At 65.0% G+C, this 14,810-nt stretch carries 15 protein-coding genes; 7 read left to right on the top strand and 8 right to left on the bottom strand.

Features of this window, described 5'->3' with window-relative positions; genetic code table 11:
• Positions 1–147 precede the first annotated feature (147 nt).
• The 6 genes from IP86_RS10460 to IP86_RS29065 all read right to left on the bottom strand — a co-directional run bounded on the left by IP86_RS10460 (position 148) and on the right by IP86_RS29065 (position 4,224).
• The gene (locus IP86_RS10460) at positions 148–1,056 is read right to left on the bottom strand and encodes an AAA family ATPase (protein WP_054162455.1); all 909 of its coding nucleotides are present in this window, start codon (positions 1,054–1,056) and stop codon (positions 148–150) included.
• Between the two features lie 33 nt (positions 1,057–1,089).
• Positions 1,090–1,896, bottom strand: coding sequence for an FAD binding domain-containing protein (locus IP86_RS10455; RefSeq protein WP_054162454.1), 807 nt, complete (start codon positions 1,894–1,896; stop codon positions 1,090–1,092).
• Between the two features lie 53 nt (positions 1,897–1,949).
• The gene (locus IP86_RS10450) at positions 1,950–2,435 is read right to left on the bottom strand and encodes a (2Fe-2S)-binding protein (protein WP_054162453.1); all 486 of its coding nucleotides are present in this window, start codon (positions 2,433–2,435) and stop codon (positions 1,950–1,952) included.
• 199 nt (positions 2,436–2,634) lie between these two features.
• Positions 2,635–3,099: an SRPBCC family protein gene (locus IP86_RS10445; protein ID WP_054162452.1), complete on the bottom strand. Its 465-nt coding sequence runs from the start codon at positions 3,097–3,099 to the stop codon at positions 2,635–2,637.
• Between the two features lie 173 nt (positions 3,100–3,272).
• Positions 3,273–3,800 carry a hypothetical protein gene (locus IP86_RS10440; protein ID WP_054162468.1) on the bottom strand — a complete coding sequence of 176 codons (528 nt, stop codon included), beginning with the start codon at positions 3,798–3,800 and terminating at the stop codon, positions 3,273–3,275.
• 274 nt (positions 3,801–4,074) lie between these two features.
• Positions 4,075–4,224, bottom strand: coding sequence for a hypothetical protein (locus tag IP86_RS29065; RefSeq protein ID WP_197279748.1), 150 nt, complete (start codon positions 4,222–4,224; stop codon positions 4,075–4,077).
• A gap of 369 nt (positions 4,225–4,593) precedes the next feature.
• Between IP86_RS29065 and IP86_RS10435 the strand changes: the two genes are divergently transcribed.
• From IP86_RS10435 to IP86_RS10415, 5 genes are all read left to right on the top strand, one after another.
• A complete protein-coding gene (locus IP86_RS10435; protein WP_054162451.1) occupies positions 4,594–5,511 on the top strand; it encodes an ABC transporter permease subunit in 918 nt (305 codons plus the stop codon).
• Positions 5,512–5,521: 10 nt separating this feature from the next.
• Entirely contained in the window at positions 5,522–6,847 is a 1,326-nt protein-coding gene (gene livM, locus IP86_RS10430; protein ID WP_054162450.1) for a high-affinity branched-chain amino acid ABC transporter permease LivM, read from the top strand.
• Positions 6,844–7,680 carry an ABC transporter ATP-binding protein gene (locus tag IP86_RS10425; protein WP_054162449.1) on the top strand — a complete coding sequence of 279 codons (837 nt, stop codon included), beginning with the start codon at positions 6,844–6,846 and terminating at the stop codon, positions 7,678–7,680. The genes livM and IP86_RS10425 overlap by 4 nt, the downstream gene beginning before the upstream one ends.
• 136 nt (positions 7,681–7,816) lie before the next feature.
• Entirely contained in the window at positions 7,817–8,563 is a 747-nt protein-coding gene (locus IP86_RS10420) for an ABC transporter ATP-binding protein (protein ID WP_054162448.1), read from the top strand.
• Positions 8,564–8,724: 161 nt separating this feature from the next.
• Complete coding sequence (locus IP86_RS10415) at positions 8,725–9,837, top strand: branched-chain amino acid ABC transporter substrate-binding protein (RefSeq protein WP_054162447.1); 1,113 nt, start codon at positions 8,725–8,727, stop codon at positions 9,835–9,837.
• Positions 9,838–10,112: 275 nt separating this feature from the next.
• Here IP86_RS10415 and IP86_RS10410 read toward each other — a convergent pair whose 3' ends face one another.
• The gene (locus IP86_RS10410; protein ID WP_054162446.1) at positions 10,113–10,847 is read right to left on the bottom strand and encodes a cytochrome c biogenesis CcdA family protein; all 735 of its coding nucleotides are present in this window, start codon (positions 10,845–10,847) and stop codon (positions 10,113–10,115) included.
• Positions 10,848–10,990: 143 nt separating this feature from the next.
• Between IP86_RS10410 and IP86_RS10405 the strand changes: the two genes are divergently transcribed.
• Positions 10,991–11,992 carry a P1 family peptidase gene (locus IP86_RS10405; RefSeq protein WP_054162445.1) on the top strand — a complete coding sequence of 334 codons (1,002 nt, stop codon included), beginning with the start codon at positions 10,991–10,993 and terminating at the stop codon, positions 11,990–11,992.
• A gap of 170 nt (positions 11,993–12,162) precedes the next feature.
• Here the strand turns inward: IP86_RS10405 and IP86_RS10400 are convergent, their stop codons facing one another.
• Positions 12,163–12,939, bottom strand: coding sequence for an EF-hand domain-containing protein (locus IP86_RS10400; protein ID WP_054162467.1), 777 nt, complete (start codon positions 12,937–12,939; stop codon positions 12,163–12,165).
• Between the two features lie 302 nt (positions 12,940–13,241).
• Here IP86_RS10400 and rpe point away from each other — a divergent pair, with 302 nt between their 5' ends.
• Positions 13,242–13,940 carry a ribulose-phosphate 3-epimerase gene (gene rpe, locus IP86_RS10395; protein WP_054162444.1) on the top strand — a complete coding sequence of 233 codons (699 nt, stop codon included), beginning with the start codon at positions 13,242–13,244 and terminating at the stop codon, positions 13,938–13,940.
• Positions 13,941–14,810: the final 870 nt, after the last annotated feature.

Here is a 14,810-nt window from a genome sequence, read left to right as displayed (position 1 = left end):
TCCCGCTTGCGGGAGAGGGCTGGGGTGAGGGCGACGCGAGCACGGTGCCTGGGGCTCCCTCACCCCAACCCTCTCCCGCAAGCGGGAGAGGGGGCGCGCTGCCGGTGCTGCGGAGACCGAGCCACCTAACCACTGCAAAGCGTCCGTCTAGCTCTCGCTGGTCGCGTCCTTCACCAGCTTGGCCAGTGCGTCGCCCTGCATCCGCGTGATGTCGTCCTGATACTTCAGCAGCGCGCCGAGCGTGTCGCCGACGACTTCGGCGGTGAGCGCGCGGGCGTCGAGTTCGGTCAGGGCGGTGGCCCAGTCGATCGTCTCGGCGACGCCGGGGGATTTGTAGAAATCCTGCTCGCGCAGCGCCTGGACGAAGCTGACGACCTGCGCGGACAGCTTTTCCGAGATCCCCGGCACGCGCGACTTGACGATTGCGAGCTCGCGCTGGGCGTTGGGATAGTCGACCCAGTGATACAGACAGCGCCGCTTCAGCGCGTCGTGGATCTCGCGGGTGCGGTTGGAGGTGACGATCACGATCGGCGGCGCCGGCGCCTTAATGGTGCCGAACTCCGGAATCGTCACCTGGAAGTCGCTGAGCACTTCGAGCAGATAGGCTTCGAATGCCTCGTCGGCGCGGTCGAGCTCGTCGATCAGCAGCACCGGCGGACCGGCAACGTCGGGCTCGAGCGCCTGCAGCAGCGGCCGCTTGATCAGATAGTGCTCGGAGAAGATGTCGCTGGAGAGCTGGCCCCGATCGGTGTCGCCGGCGGCTTCCGCCAGCCGGATCGCGATCATCTGCGCCGATGAGTTCCACTCATAGACCGCGGAGGCGACGTCGAGCCCTTCGTAGCATTGCAGACGGATGAGGCGCCGCCCCAGCGTCGACGACAGCACCTTGGCGATCTCGGTCTTGCCGACGCCGGCCTCGCCTTCGAGGAACAGCGGACGATTCATCCGCAGCGCCAGGAACAGCACCGTCGCCAGCGAGCGCTCGGCGAAATAACCGCGGCCGGTCAAGAGAGCCAGCGTCGCGTCGACCGAACTTGGAGGCGCCGTGACGCTCATTGGGCGACGCTCATGCGCGATCCGATCGCAAGGTTACGCCTTGCCGTTGGCGGCATCGACCGCGCGCTTCGCCAGCACGCCGATCAGATGCGCGCGATATTCGGCGCTGCCGTGCAGATCGCTGTTGAGATTGTCGTGCGGGACGTGAATGCCGTCGAGCGACTTCGAATTGAACCGCGCCTTCAGCGCCTCTTCGAACGCCGGCACCCGGAACACACCTTCGGATCCCGCGCCGGTGACAGCGACCGCGACATCCGACGGGCGCCGCGCGACGAACACACCGACCAGCGCGTAGCGCGACGCCTGGTTGCGGAATTTGACGTAGGCGGCCTTCTTCGGCAGCGGAAACTGCACCTTGACGATGATCTCGTCCGGCTCCAGTGCGGTGGTGAACAGGCCCTGGAAGAACTCCTCGGGCTTCAGCTTGCGCTTGTTGGTGACGATGGTGGCGCCGAGCGCCATCACCGCGGCCGGATAGTCCGCAGTCGGATCGTTGTTGGCGAGCGAACCGCCGATCGTTCCCTTGTGGCGCACCGCCGGGTCGCCGATCAGCGACGCCAATTCGGCCAGCGCCGGGATCGCCTCGCCGACGATTGCCGAATTGGCGACTTCGGCGTGCTTCGCCGTCGCGCCGATCACCAGCGAACGGCCCTTGATCTCGATGCCGTTGAGACCCTCGATGTGCGACAGGTCGACCAGATGCGGCGGCGCCGCGAGGCGCTGCTTCATCACCGGCAGCAGCGTGTGGCCACCGGCGATCAGCTTGGCGTCCTCATTCTTGATCAGCAGGTTCGCAGCCTGACGGACCGTCCCGGGGCGGTGATATTTGAATTCGTACATCGAGCTTCCCTAGCTTCCTCGACCCTGGCCAGCAGCCGTGTTGTTGCGCGCGCTCAGGCGCGATCGGAATTGGCCATCGCCTTGGCGCCGGCGGCAATCGACACCACGATGTTCTGATAGCCGGTGCAGCGGCACAGATTGCCTTCCAGCTCCTCGCGGATCGTCTCGTCGGACAGATCATGGCCCTTGCGGTGCACCAAATCGACCGCCGTCATGATCATGCCCGGGGTACAGAAGCCGCACTGCAGGCCGTGATTCTCGCGGAACGCTTCCTGCATCGGATGCAGCGGCGCGCCGTCGGCGGCCAGCCCCTCGATCGTCGTGACTTCGTGGCCATCGGCCATCACTGCCAGCGTGGTGCAGGACTTCACTGCCTTGCCGTCGAGATGCACGACGCAGGCGCCGCACTGCGAGGTGTCGCAACCGACATGGGTGCCAGTGAGCCGCAGATTCTCGCGCAGAAACTGCACCAGCAGGGTGCGCGGATCGACATTGGCGGTTACCGGATTGCCGTTCACGATCAGGGAAATCTTGGCCATCGGCCCTCTCGTTGGTTGCGCACCACCGCATTGCACGGCAGCCTGTTCGCGCTTTAGTTGTGTTTCTTGAAGATATCTTAGGGGGCTCGGTCCGGATCGGCAACCTCCGATCGGAACAACGGAGGCACGCCGGACTGGTAGCAGCGCCGTGATAACGACAGCGTGATCGGTCGCCGCCCGACCATGAGGGGCGATCCCGCTAGGCGCCGCCGTTGCCGTTCTGCACGGCCTTGGAGAAGTTGGCGAAGAACTCGTCGGCCAGCTTCTTGGCCGACCCGTTGATGAGGCGCTGGCCGAGCTGCGCCAGCTTGCCGCCGATATGGGCCTCGACGTCGTAGGACAGTAGCGTGCCGCCGTCCTTCTCGGACAGCCCGACGGTCGCGCCGCCCTTGGCGAAGCCGGCGACGCCACCCTCGCCTTCTCCGGTGATCTTGTAGCCGTTCGGCGGATCGAGATCGCTGAGCGTGACGCGGCCTTTGAAGCGTGCCGACACCGGCCCGACCTTCAACTTCGCAACCGCGCGAAAGCCCTCCTGATCCTCGGTCTTCTCCAGCTCCTCGCAGCCGGGGATGCACTGCTTCAAGACTTCAGGATCGTTGAGCTTGGTCCACACCAGATCTTTCGGCGCGTCCAGCTGGACTTCGCCGTTCATCGTCATGGCCATGGATCGTCCTCCCGCAATCAGTCTGCCGCCTTGATCGGCGGCGTTGCCGGCCGAATAAAGCACGCAATTTGCAAAAGCAAAAGCAGAGCCCTGCCGCAAGTTGTTACGGACAACGCATAAAAGCTTTGCGCATTGCGATATAAGGCGGCAGCCGCGGCTGCGTTAGGGCAGGATCAGGAATTCTGCGCCGCGTGCGGATAGTTCGTCATCAGCGTGGGCTTGGCGGGCTGCTCAACCTGGGTGACGACCGCGGCCGGCCGCTCAACCAGCAGGACGATCGCGGTGCCGAGCAGTAGCAGCAGTTCGGTCGCGTGCAGCCGCATTGCTTCCATCTCGCCGGCCTGGGACGCCATCACCATGCTGGCGAAGCTGATGATGCTGCCGAGCGACAGCGCGATCCCCAGCGCCTCGTCGCAGCCGCCGGACTGGCGGATCGCCGGCCGCGTCAGCAGCGCGAGAAACAAGGCGAAGAACGCCGCGACCGTCAGTTTGGCGAGCGCCAGCAGCCAGGCCGCCCGCACGGTGGCGAGCGCGGCGAGATGGAAGTGATCGCTGAGGAAGATCGCCACCGCAATATTCGGCCGGTCATAGAGACCGTGGATCGGCGAGACGATGATCTTGAAGGCGATGATCACCCAGCTGGGGATGAAATACGCCGCGATCAGCACGCCGTTCGCAGAGCTTATCCGCCATTTCGCCATCGTGGTTCCCGCTGCCGGCAGCTTTCGCATCGAAAGCAGTTGATTCCGAGCTAATCCCGGTTAACGCCATCCGACAACGGAAACGCTTTGTTAACCTTAATTTCTGTTAACCCTGTGAATTTGGTGCGTAACGGCAATCCGGCGCCTGCTCACGGCACGGATCTTGCCGAGGGCGCGCTTTGCTGCGGCGCTTTGGGGCCGGCGCCACTGCAAAGAAAAATCCCGCCTTGCGGCGGGATCTCCCGACTCCTGGAGAGAGTCTCTCTGCGCTGTGTTAGCGGTCGCGCTGGCCGTGCTGGCCTTGCTGCGGATTGCCCTGCCGACCCGGATCCTGTTGCTGCTGACCCGGACGCGATCCGCCGCCCTGCTGCTGCTGGCCGGGCTTCTGACTCGGCGTCGGATTGGGCTGGTTCTGATTCGACATGATGAGTTCTCCTTCGGCTGTTGCGATCAGCCGGACAAACAACGCGCGTCCGACGCGGCCGTTGCCGGAACAACCTTTCGGCGGAGTGATCTTTGCTGGGCATTTGCGCGGCGATGCTGTGTCGCGGAACCGGGATCTGCGGCGATCGTCCACAGGGAAGAAGGTCGTAATCCCGCGCTGTTGCCGTAAACGCTTCGCACTGTTACAAAATTGGTAAGCGAAGCGACGTGCCGGCTGCCGGGGCTCTCGCCGCATCGTGTCTCCAGCGCGAGCGGGTGCTCCGTGCCTTGTCTGCGCGCCGCGAGAACCGGATCACTACGGACGTCTCCTTCCGGACGTCGGCCTCGATCGTCTGACAAACGGCAGCGCATGGACTATTTCGCCCAGCAGCTCATCAACGGCCTCGTCCTCGGTTCGATCTACGGTCTGATCGCGATCGGCTACACCATGGTGTACGGCATCGTCGGCATGATCAATTTCGCCCATGGCGACATCTTCATGATCGGCGGCTTCATCGCCCTGATCAGCTTCCTGATCCTGGTCTCCTTCGGCCTCACCTTCGTGCCGCTGATCCTGCTGGTGGTGCTGCTGGTGTCGATGGCGATCACCGCGCTGTACGGCTGGACCGTCGAGCGGATCGCCTACCGGCCGCTGCGGCATTCCTTCCGCCTCGCCCCGATGCTGTCGGCGATCGGCATGTCGTTCGTGCTGATGAACTTCGCCCAGGTGTCGCAGGGCGCCCGCGTCAAGCCGGTGCCGCCGATCATCACCGGCGGCTACACGCTGCACGAAAGCGCCGACGGCTTCGTGGTGCGGCTATCCAACGTCCAGATCCTGGTCGTCGTCACCACCATCGTGCTGCTGGCGATCTTCACCTGGCTGGTGGCGAAGACGCGGCTGGGCCGCGACATGCGCGCCTGCGAACAGGACCAGACCATGGCGTCGCTGCTCGGCGTCGATGTCGACCGCACCATCTCCATGACCTTCGTGATCGGCGCCGCGCTCGCCTCGGTCGCGGGCATGATGTACCTGCTGTATTACGGCTTGGTCGACTTCTTCATGGGCTTCGTCGCCGGCATCAAGGCGTTCACCGCCGCCGTGCTCGGCGGCATCGGCTCGCTGCCCGGCGCGATGCTTGGCGGCCTGTTGATCGGACTGATCGAAACGTTCTGGTCGGCGTATTTCTCGGTCGAGTACAAGGATGTCGCTGCGTTCTCGATCCTGATCGTCGTGCTGATCTTCATGCCGACCGGCCTGCTCGGCCGCCCCGAAGTCGAAAAAGTCTGAGCGGTTCGACGTGGCCAAACTCGCGCACGCCGTCGCCGCCCCTGCCGCCGCCAAAGCCGGCGCGGGATTCATTCTGAAGAAAGCCCTGATCAGCGCCCTTGTGGCGCTGGTTTTGTTTTCGCTGATGATCGGCGTGCGGACCGAAGCCGGTCCGGAAGGTGGCCTGATCTACTGGACGCGGTTCGAAGAACTCGCCGGGATGGTCGCAGCGGTGTTCGTCGGCGCGATCGTGGTCGAGTTGCTGCGGCGCTGGTGGGGACCGGTCGAGACGCCGAAGATGCCGGAAGCGGCGCGCAAGACACTCGGCCTCGCCGGCCGTGTCGTGGCGCCGGCGCTGCTGATCTTCACGGTGCTGGTGCCGGTGATCTTCTACGACCAACGCTACATTCTCGACCTCGGCATCCTGGTGCTCACTTACGTGATGCTCGGCTGGGGCCTCAATATCGTGGTCGGCCTCGCCGGCCTGCTCGACCTCGGCTACGTCGCGTTCTACGCGGTCGGCGCCTACTCCTACGCGCTGCTCGCCACCAATTTCGACCTGTCGTTCTGGGTCTGCCTGCCGCTCGCCGGCATCCTCGCGGCGTTCTGGGGCGTGCTGCTCGGTTTCCCGGTGCTGCGGCTGCGCGGCGATTATCTCGCCATCGTCACGCTGGCGTTCGGCGAGATCATCCGCCTGGTCATCATCAACTGGCAGAGCCTCACCGGCGGACCGAACGGCATCAGCGGCATTCCGCGCCCCACCGTGTTCGGCATCCCGCTGACGCCGGGCGAGAACGGCCTCGCGGCGATGTTGGGCGTGCCGTTCTCGCCGTCGCAGCGGCTGGTGTTCCTGTTCTATTTGATCCTGGCACTGGCGCTGATCACCAACTGGGCGACGATCCGGCTGCGCCGGCTGCCGATCGGCCGTGCCTGGGAGGCGCTACGCGAGGACGAAGTCGCCTGCCGCGCGCTCGGCATCAACACCACGACGACCAAGCTCACCGCGTTCGCCACCGGCGCGATGTTCGGCGGCTTTGCCGGCGCGTTCTTCGCCACCCGACAGGGCTTCATCTCGCCGGAGTCCTTCACCTTCCAGGAATCGGCGCTGGTGCTGGCGATCGTCGTGCTCGGCGGCATGGGCTCGCAGCTCGGCGTCGCCCTGGCGGCGCTGACGCTGATCGGCGGCTTCGAACTGTTCCGCGGCCTCGATCAGTTCCGCATGCTGGTGTTCGGCCTGTCGATGGTGTTCCTGATGGTGTGGCGCCCGCGCGGCCTGATCGGCCATCGCGCCCCGACCGTGTATCTGCAGCACAAGCAGGCGATCTCGTCCGACCTCGTCAAGGAGGGCCACGGATGAGCACGGATCGTGACATCCTCCGCGTCGATGGCCTGACCATGCGGTTCGGCGGCATTATCGCCGTCAACGAACTGTCGTTCACCGCTCAGCGCGGCAAGATCACCGCGCTGATCGGCCCGAACGGCGCCGGCAAGACCACCGTGTTCAACTGCATCACCGGCTTCTACAAGCCGAGCGCCGGCGAGATCGCGCTGACGCATCAGGACGGCGCGACGCACCGGCTCGACAAGCTCAACGACTTCCGCATCACCAAGATCGCCAAGGTGGCCCGCACCTTCCAGAACATCCGGCTGTTTCCCGGCATGACCGCGCTGGAAAACCTGATGGTGGCGCAACACAACGCGCTGCTGCGAGCCTCCGGCTTCACGCTGCTCGGCCTGTTCGGCACGCCGTCGTGGCGCGCGGCGGAGCAGCAGGCGATCGACCGCGCGACGTACTGGCTCGATCAGATCGGGCTGCGCGGCCGCGCCGACGATGCCGCCGGCAACCTGCCCTATGGCGATCAGCGCCGGCTGGAAATCGCGCGGGCGATGTGCACCGAGCCGGTGCTGCTGTGCCTGGACGAACCCGCCGCCGGCCTCAACGCGCGCGAGAGCGCGGAGCTCAGCGACCTGCTGCGCAAGATCCGCGCGGGCGGCACGTCGATTCTGCTGATCGAACACGACATGAGCGTGGTGATGGACATCTCCGATGCCATCGTCGTCCTCGACTACGGCGTCAAGATCGCGGGCGGCACACCCGCGCAGATCCGCGACGACCAGCGCGTCATCGCGGCTTACTTGGGCGTCGAGGACGAAGAAGTCGAAGCCGTCGAGCAGGAGCTCGGGCTGTGAGGTCGTCACAACATATGCTCTCGTCATTGCGAGGAGCGCAGCGACGAAGCAATCCAGCTCGGTGCACTGCGCTGGATTGCTTCGCTTCGCTCGCAATGACGATCGTGGCTGGCGTAGAGTTCAACGAGGCCGCGTCATGACCTCGTCATCCTCCACGCCCCTCCTCCGCATCGAAAACCTTCGCGCCGCCTACGGCAAGATCGAGGCGCTGAAGGGCGTCGATCTCGACATCAAGCCCGGCGAGATCGTGGCGCTGATCGGCGCCAACGGGGCCGGCAAGTCGACGCTGATGATGTCGATCTTCGGCAAGCCGCGCGCCAAGGCCGGCCGCATCACCTTCGACGGCGTCGACATCACGCAGCTGCCGACGCATCACATCGCGCGAATGAGCATCGCGCAGTCGCCCGAGGGCCGCCGCATCTTCCCGCGCATGAGCGTGGCCGAAAATCTTCAGATGGGCGCCGACGCCGGCGACAGCACCGAGGCGCAGCGCGCCGAGATGCTCGAGCGCGTGCTGACGCTGTTCCCGCGGCTACGCGAGCGCTTCGCCCAGCGCGGCGGCACGCTCAGCGGCGGCGAGCAGCAGATGCTGGCGATCGGCCGCGCGCTGATGAGCCGGCCGCGGCTGTTGCTGCTCGACGAGCCTTCGCTCGGCCTCGCGCCGCTGATCACCCGGCAGATTTTTGACGCGATCCGCACTCTCAACCGGCAGGACGGCCTGACCGTGCTGATCGTCGAGCAGAACGCCAACCACGCGCTGAAGCTGGCGCATCGCGGCTACGTGCTGGTCAACGGCCTGATCACCATGAGCGGCAGCGGCGCCGAATTGCTGGCTCGGCCCGAAGTGCGCGCCGCGTATCTCGAAGGCGGCCGCAAGGTCTGACCGCATTACCGCCTGCGGCAGAATGTGCCAGCGCGGCGCGAGCGATGCGGCATTTTGTCGGTGACTTGCCATCAAAATCTGCCAACAATGCCGCGAACGCCGCGTCTGCGAACCGTTCGGACGCGGCCGATCAATTGCAGGCTCATCGCAGGGATCACTCCATGAAACTCAAGCTTCTCGGTTTGGCATTCGGCGCGTCGCTGGCGCTGTCGACGACGGCGCTGGCGCAGGACATCACGGTCGCGGTCGCCGGTCCGATGACCGGCGGCGAGTCGGCGTTCGGCCGGCAGCTGAAGAACGGCGCCGACCAGGCCGTCGCCGACCTCAACGCCGCCGGCGGCGTGCTCGGCAAGCAGCTCAAGCTGCAGACCGGCGACGACGGCTGCGACCCGAAGCAGGCGCGCTCGATCGCCGAGAAGATCGCCGGCGACGGAATCCCGTTCGTCGCCGGGCACTTCTGTTCGTCGTCGTCGATCCCGGCGTCGGAAGCCTATGCGGACGGCAATACGCTGCAGATCACCCCGGCCTCGACCAACCCGCTGTTCACCGAGCGCAAGCTGTGGAACGTGCTGCGCGTCTGCGGCCGCGACGATCAGCAGGGCCTGGTCGCCGCCGACTACATCCTGAAGAACTATCAGGGCAAGAACGTCGCGATCCTGAACGACAAGACCACCTACGGCAAGGGTCTCGCCGACGAGACCAAGAAGGCGCTGAACAAGGCCGGCTTCACCGAGAAGATGTTCGAGTCCTACAACAAGGGCGACAAGGATTTTAACTCGATCGTGTCGCGGCTGAAGCGCGACAACATCGATCTGGTCTACATCGGCGGCTATCACCAGGAAGCCGGCCTGATCCTGCGCCAGATGCGCGACCAGGGCCTCAAGACCGTGATGATGGCCGGCGACGCGATGAACGACAAGGAATTCGCCTCGATCACCGGCCCGCTCGCCGAAGGCACGCTGTTCACCTTTGGCCCCGACCCGCGCAACAAGCCGACCGCGCAGGCGATCGTCGAGAAGTTCAAGGGCAAGGGCATCGATCCGGAAGGCTACACGCTGTACACCTACGCGGCGTTCCAGATCTGGTCGCAGGCCGTCGAAAAGGCCAAGACCACCGACCCGAAGAAGGTGATCGCCGCCATCAAGGCCGGCGAATGGGACACCGTCCTCGGCAAACTCGCCTTCGACGCCAAGGGCGACATCAAGGCGATCGACTACGTCGTCTACAAATGGGACGCCAAGGGCAACTACGCGGAGATCGGCAAGGGGACGTGAGGCCCGCTTCGCTTTCGATCGTCATTGCGAGCGAAGCGAAGCGACGAAGCAATCCAAACAGTGCTCGCTGCTCTGGATTGCTTCGCTACGCTCGCAATGACGAAACACCGTTGAAAAGCCGTCACCGCCCGGCTTGACCGGGCGGCCCAGTATTCAGAGCGCTGCTGATAACAGCAACGCTCTAGAATACTGGATCCTCCGCTTTCGCGGAGGATAACGTTTTACGGTGGGGTTAGTGCTGCGGACAAACACGACCCGAACTACCGCCACGCCAACTACCCGATATTCCCCAGCGCCGGGAACGTGTTCAGCAGCCATATGCTGACGTCGCTGATCGCTCCCGTCAAAAAGCCGATTCCTGTCAGGACCATCAGCACGCCCATGGCGCGTTCGACCGTGGCGAGGTGCTTTTTCATCCGCGCGAACAGGCCGGAGAACTGTTCGACCATCAGCGCGGCGAGCAGGAAGGGGACGCCGAGGCCGAGCGAATAGATCGCCAACAGGCCGGCCCCCTTCGCCACCGTGGCTTCGGCGGCGGCGACCGACAGGATGGCGGCCAGGATCGGGCCGATGCACGGCGTCCAGCCGAACGCGAAGGCGAGGCCCATCACGTAAGCGCCCCACAGCCCGACCGGCTTGGGGATCGGCAGCCGGCCCTCGCGCATCAGGATGTTGATTCGGGTCAGGCCGAGGAAGTGCAGGCCCATCAGGATGATGACGATGCCGGCGACGATCGCGAGCTCGCCCGACCAGGCGCGGATCAGCCCGCCGACCAGGCTGGCGCTGGCGCCGAGCGCGACGAACACGGTCGAGAAACCGAGCACGAACATCGCGGCGGAGATCATCACCGCACGCTTGGAGGTGCGCTCGGACTCGTCGGCTGCAACGTGCTCGATGGTCGCGCCGGTCAGATAGATCAGATAGGGCGGCACCAGCGGCAGCACGCAGGGGGAGAGGAAGCTGACGAGGCCGGCGATCAGCGCCGCGGGAATGGAAACGTCGTGGATCATGCGGCTACATGCACCGGCACGCTCGCGCCGCGCAAGGCGATGCGTCAACGTTCCGCGCCTTGTGATCGCCGCGTGAGGGTTGCCTCGACCAAGTGTTTAGGCCGACAATGCCGCCCTCACCCCGCCAGATCCACGGACCCGCCTTGAAGAACCTGATCACCGATGTCGCCGGCATTCGCGTCGGCCATGCCGACGACGCCAAGCTCGCCTCCGGCGTCACCGCCATTCTGTTCGACCAGCCGGCCGTCGCCTCGATCGACGTGCGCGGCGGCGGACCGGGCATTCGCGACGGCGTACTGCTCGAGCCGGTGAATACCGTCGAACAGGTCGATGGCTTCACGCTGTCGGGCGGCTCGGCGTTCGGGCTCGATGCGGGCGGCGGCGTGCAGGCCTGGCTCGCCGAGCAGGGCCGCGGCTTTGCGATCGGCACCGCGACGATCCCGATCGTGCCCGGCGGCGTGATCTTCGACATGCTCAATGGCGGCGACAAGGCGTGGGGCCAATTCTCCCCGTATCGCGATCTCGGCTACGCCGCCGCGCAGGCCGCGAGCGAGGACTTCACGCTCGGCAGCGTCGGCGCAGGCCTCGGCGCCACCACCGCGAACTACAAAGGCGGCCTCGGCTCGGCGTCGGCGATGACGCCCGGCGGCATCACGGTCGGCGCGATCGCGGCGGTGAACGCGATCGGCAGCGTCACCATCGGCGACGGGCCGTGGTTCTGGTCGGCGCCGTTCGAACAGGACGGCGAATTCGGCGGCCACGGCATGCCGACTCCATTCGGGCCGGAGCATCTGAAAATTCAGCTCAAGGGCGCCGCCGCGGCGACTGCGGAGAACACCACGCTGGTCGCGGTCGTCACCGACGCGGTGCTGACCAAGACGCAGGTGAAGCGGCTGGCGATGCTGGCGCAGACCGGCTTCGCCCGCGCGATCTATCCGGTGCACGCGCCGCTCGACGGCGACGTGGTGTTCGCTGCGGCGACCGGGAAGAAGCCGGTCGATCCGCTCGCCGGCCTGACCGAACTCGGCGCGATCGCCGCCAACACCGTCGCCCGCGCGATCGCCCGCGGCGTCTTTGAGGCCACGCGGCTGCCGTTCGACGGCGCGCAGCCGGCGTGGCGCGATCGGTTCGGCGCGAAGCGATGATGTGAGGCAACGGCGCTGCGCCTTCCGATGTCGTGATCCGCGGGCTCGACCCGCGGATCCATCGCGCGGCGCGCGATCTAACACGTCATGCGAAGGAAGATGGATTGCCGGGTTCAAGCCCGGCAATGACGCTTCCCGAGGTCGGAGACCTCGGTTATTTCGCGCTGAGACTACGCGCTGATCGAGACCGTGCCGCTCGCGCCCGCCTGGATCTGGTTGGCCTGGCGCTGGATCAGCTGTTCGATGAAGTTGTACTTCGACGTGGCGTTGCTGGAGGCGCTGTTGGTCGCCGCCGACGTCGTGCTCACCTTGGAGCCGTCCGGATAGGTGATCGAGGTGGTGACGCTGCCGTCCGAATTTGTGACGCTGGTGCTGCTGGCGCCGGTGAGCGCATCGGCCGCATTCGAGCCCGAGCCTGACGCCGAACCCGAAGCCGAACCCGAGGCGCCGGCGCCGCTGCCATGATGATGACCCTTGCCCTTCAGCGCGGACTTCAATTCGCCCATGCTGACCGAACCGTTGCCGTCGGTATCGAGCTTGGCGAACACCTTGTCGGCGTTGGCCACATTGGTGCCGCCGGCGCCGAGCTTGTCCTCGAATTCCGCCTTGCTGATCGTGCCGTCACCGTTGCCGTCGAGCTGCGCGAACAGATCCTTCAGCGCGGCGTCGCGGCTCTTGTCCTTGGTGGTCGTCGGATCGGCCGACTGGCTCTGCTGCGCCGACAGCAGCGCCTGCATGGTCTCGGGCGACAGCATGCCCGACGACGACGAACCGCTCAGGCTGGTGGAGCCGAGCAGCGAGTTGCTGCTCGAACTCGCGTTCGAACTCGTGGTCTCGAACGGATTGGTCAGGCTGGTCGTCTTCGAGGATGCGTTGGTCTTCGACGACGAGCTCAGGGAGCTGAGCAATCCGGACAGCGCGCCGAGGGCGCCAAGGGCAGGAATCATGACCACACTCCGTTCAGCGCCGCGCTGCGGCTGCAACTACTCATCCGCGTCCCTGCGCAATCATGAGCAACCGCCGTGCCAGCGCGCTGCCGATTGGAAACACTGAGGTTTTCGCCGCGCTGCGGCACCGCGGCCGGGGAAAAATCTGCCGCACCGGCAGAACCTGCCGAGCACACCACGCGCGGCGCGCCATGCGGCTGCGCATTGCGAGGCGTTGGCGCGCGTGTTAGCGAATCGGCCCCTCGCCGCTCGGCCGCGCGCCGCTGCGCCGGGACCGTTCAGGAAACGTCCAGGAAGCCGCCATGTCCCAGTTCGCGCCCCGTCCTCTCGCCATCGCGCCGTCGATCCTGGCGTCGGATTTCTCCAAGCTCGGCGAAGAGGTCCGCGCGGTCGATCAGGCCGGCGCCGACTGGATCCATCTCGACGTGATGGACGGCCATTTCGTGCCGAATATTTCCTACGGCCCCGACGTCATCAAGGCGATGCGGCCGCACACCAACAAGATCTTCGACGCGCATCTGATGATCGCGCCGTGCGATCCTTATCTCGAAGCCTTCGCCAAGGCCGGCTGCGACCACATCACCGTCCACGCCGAAGCCGGCCCGCATCTGCACCGCTCGCTGCAGGCGATCCGCGCCCTCGGCAAGAAGGCCGGCGTCTCGCTCAACCCCGGCACGCATCCCAGCGTGCTCGAATACGTGCTCGACGACATCGACCTCGTCCTGGTGATGTCGGTCAATCCCGGCTTCGGCGGCCAGGCGTTCATCCCGAGCGCGGTCGAGAAGATCAAAGCGATCCGCGCGATGGTTGCCGGCCGGCCGATCGACATCGAGGTCGATGGCGGGGTGAGCGAAAAGGTCGCGGGTGAACTAGCTGCCGCTGGCGCTAATGCACTGGTCGCGGGCAGCGCGGTGTTCAAGGGCGGGACGCTGGACGCGTACAAGGCGAATATTGCGGGGATTAGGAACGCGGCGATGAGCGCGCGGGGGGAAGTGGTTTAAGGCCACCGTCGGCCGACGGAAGTATTGATACAGATCATTGCTTCTAGGCCACGACGTTTTCAGTAATCAGAAGGATGAGGATACTAGCAAAACTGACTTAGAGCAATTTCTAATGCCTGAGATGAGTTCGGAGAATAAATCAGAACCCTATCGACACTCCACGATCATCCTGACCAGCATAATTACTGCCGTGATTGGCGCGTTGGGCGCTACCCTCGTCGCGGAACTTCAGAACAAGCCGAAAGCCATGGAAATTGCGATCGGGATAATAAATAGCCCTGAAGACGAGCGCGGGCCTCGTCGACAAATCCGCGACTGGGCCATAGACGTTTTGGAGAAATACTCTGGGGTACCTATTTCCAAACAAAAGCGCGATGGCATTCTAGACTATTCATCTGTCAGGCCAGCAAGCCCCACCATTCGATCGGCCCCGCTCCAAGCAGCAGCCAGCCTCCCTCCACCAAGAGATAGCCATGGTCAAAAAACTGTCACCACTACGTCAGTTCCACCAACGCCAACGATCTATCCAGAAGGCGTCCTTCTGACGGTCGGTTATTCTGCAAACGGGAAGCGCGCCCCTCTTGAGCTGGCACCACAATCAGGCGGTGGATTGGATTTCCATTTCACACCACCCGCAAATAATCCCGCGAAGACGGGCAAGAAACTACCCTTAAAGCGATGCATTCGGACGTGCCTCAGTGAAAGTTCGTAACAGCAAGTAGCGGGGCTGAGGCTGCCTCCCGGATGTCGCTGCGCTCATCCGGGCTACGTCCATGCTGATCACAATGTCAGACAGCCACGCCTCTTCGCTCTCGCGGCTCCATCGAGCCCGAGCTTTGCGCCCGTCGCTTCACAGCGAGGTGTGGGGGC

Origin of the sequence: Rhodopseudomonas sp. AAP120 (assembly GCF_001295845.1) — a bacterium.
In the GTDB taxonomy this organism is placed as follows: domain Bacteria; phylum Pseudomonadota; class Alphaproteobacteria; order Rhizobiales; family Xanthobacteraceae; genus Rhodopseudomonas.
The sequence above is the reverse complement of the archived record's forward strand: the minus strand, read 5'-3'. Positions and strand labels throughout refer to the sequence as shown.

Bases quoted from the DNA above. Each gene is read 5' to 3' on its own strand.
- IP86_RS10425 (WP_054162449.1), top strand. From the start codon at position 6,844: ATGAGCACGGATCGTGACATCCTCCGCGTCGATGGCCTGACCATGCGG.
- IP86_RS10460 (WP_054162455.1), bottom strand. From the start codon at position 1,056: ATGAGCGTCACGGCGCCTCCAAGTTCGGTCGACGCGACGCTGGCTCTC.
- IP86_RS10445 (WP_054162452.1), bottom strand. From the start codon at position 3,099: ATGGCCATGACGATGAACGGCGAAGTCCAGCTGGACGCGCCGAAAGAT.
- IP86_RS10440 (WP_054162468.1), bottom strand. From the start codon at position 3,800: ATGGCGAAATGGCGGATAAGCTCTGCGAACGGCGTGCTGATCGCGGCG.
- IP86_RS10435 (WP_054162451.1), top strand. From the start codon at position 4,594: ATGGACTATTTCGCCCAGCAGCTCATCAACGGCCTCGTCCTCGGTTCG.
- IP86_RS10450 (WP_054162453.1), bottom strand. From the start codon at position 2,435: ATGGCCAAGATTTCCCTGATCGTGAACGGCAATCCGGTAACCGCCAAT.
- rpe (WP_054162444.1), top strand. From the start codon at position 13,242: ATGTCCCAGTTCGCGCCCCGTCCTCTCGCCATCGCGCCGTCGATCCTG.
- IP86_RS10400 (WP_054162467.1), bottom strand. From the start codon at position 12,939: ATGATTCCTGCCCTTGGCGCCCTCGGCGCGCTGTCCGGATTGCTCAGC.
- IP86_RS10415 (WP_054162447.1), top strand. From the start codon at position 8,725: ATGAAACTCAAGCTTCTCGGTTTGGCATTCGGCGCGTCGCTGGCGCTG.
- IP86_RS29065 (WP_197279748.1), bottom strand. From the start codon at position 4,224: ATGTCGAATCAGAACCAGCCCAATCCGACGCCGAGTCAGAAGCCCGGC.
- IP86_RS10410 (WP_054162446.1), bottom strand. From the start codon at position 10,847: ATGATCCACGACGTTTCCATTCCCGCGGCGCTGATCGCCGGCCTCGTC.
- IP86_RS10455 (WP_054162454.1), bottom strand. From the start codon at position 1,896: ATGTACGAATTCAAATATCACCGCCCCGGGACGGTCCGTCAGGCTGCG.
- IP86_RS10420 (WP_054162448.1), top strand. From the start codon at position 7,817: ATGACCTCGTCATCCTCCACGCCCCTCCTCCGCATCGAAAACCTTCGC.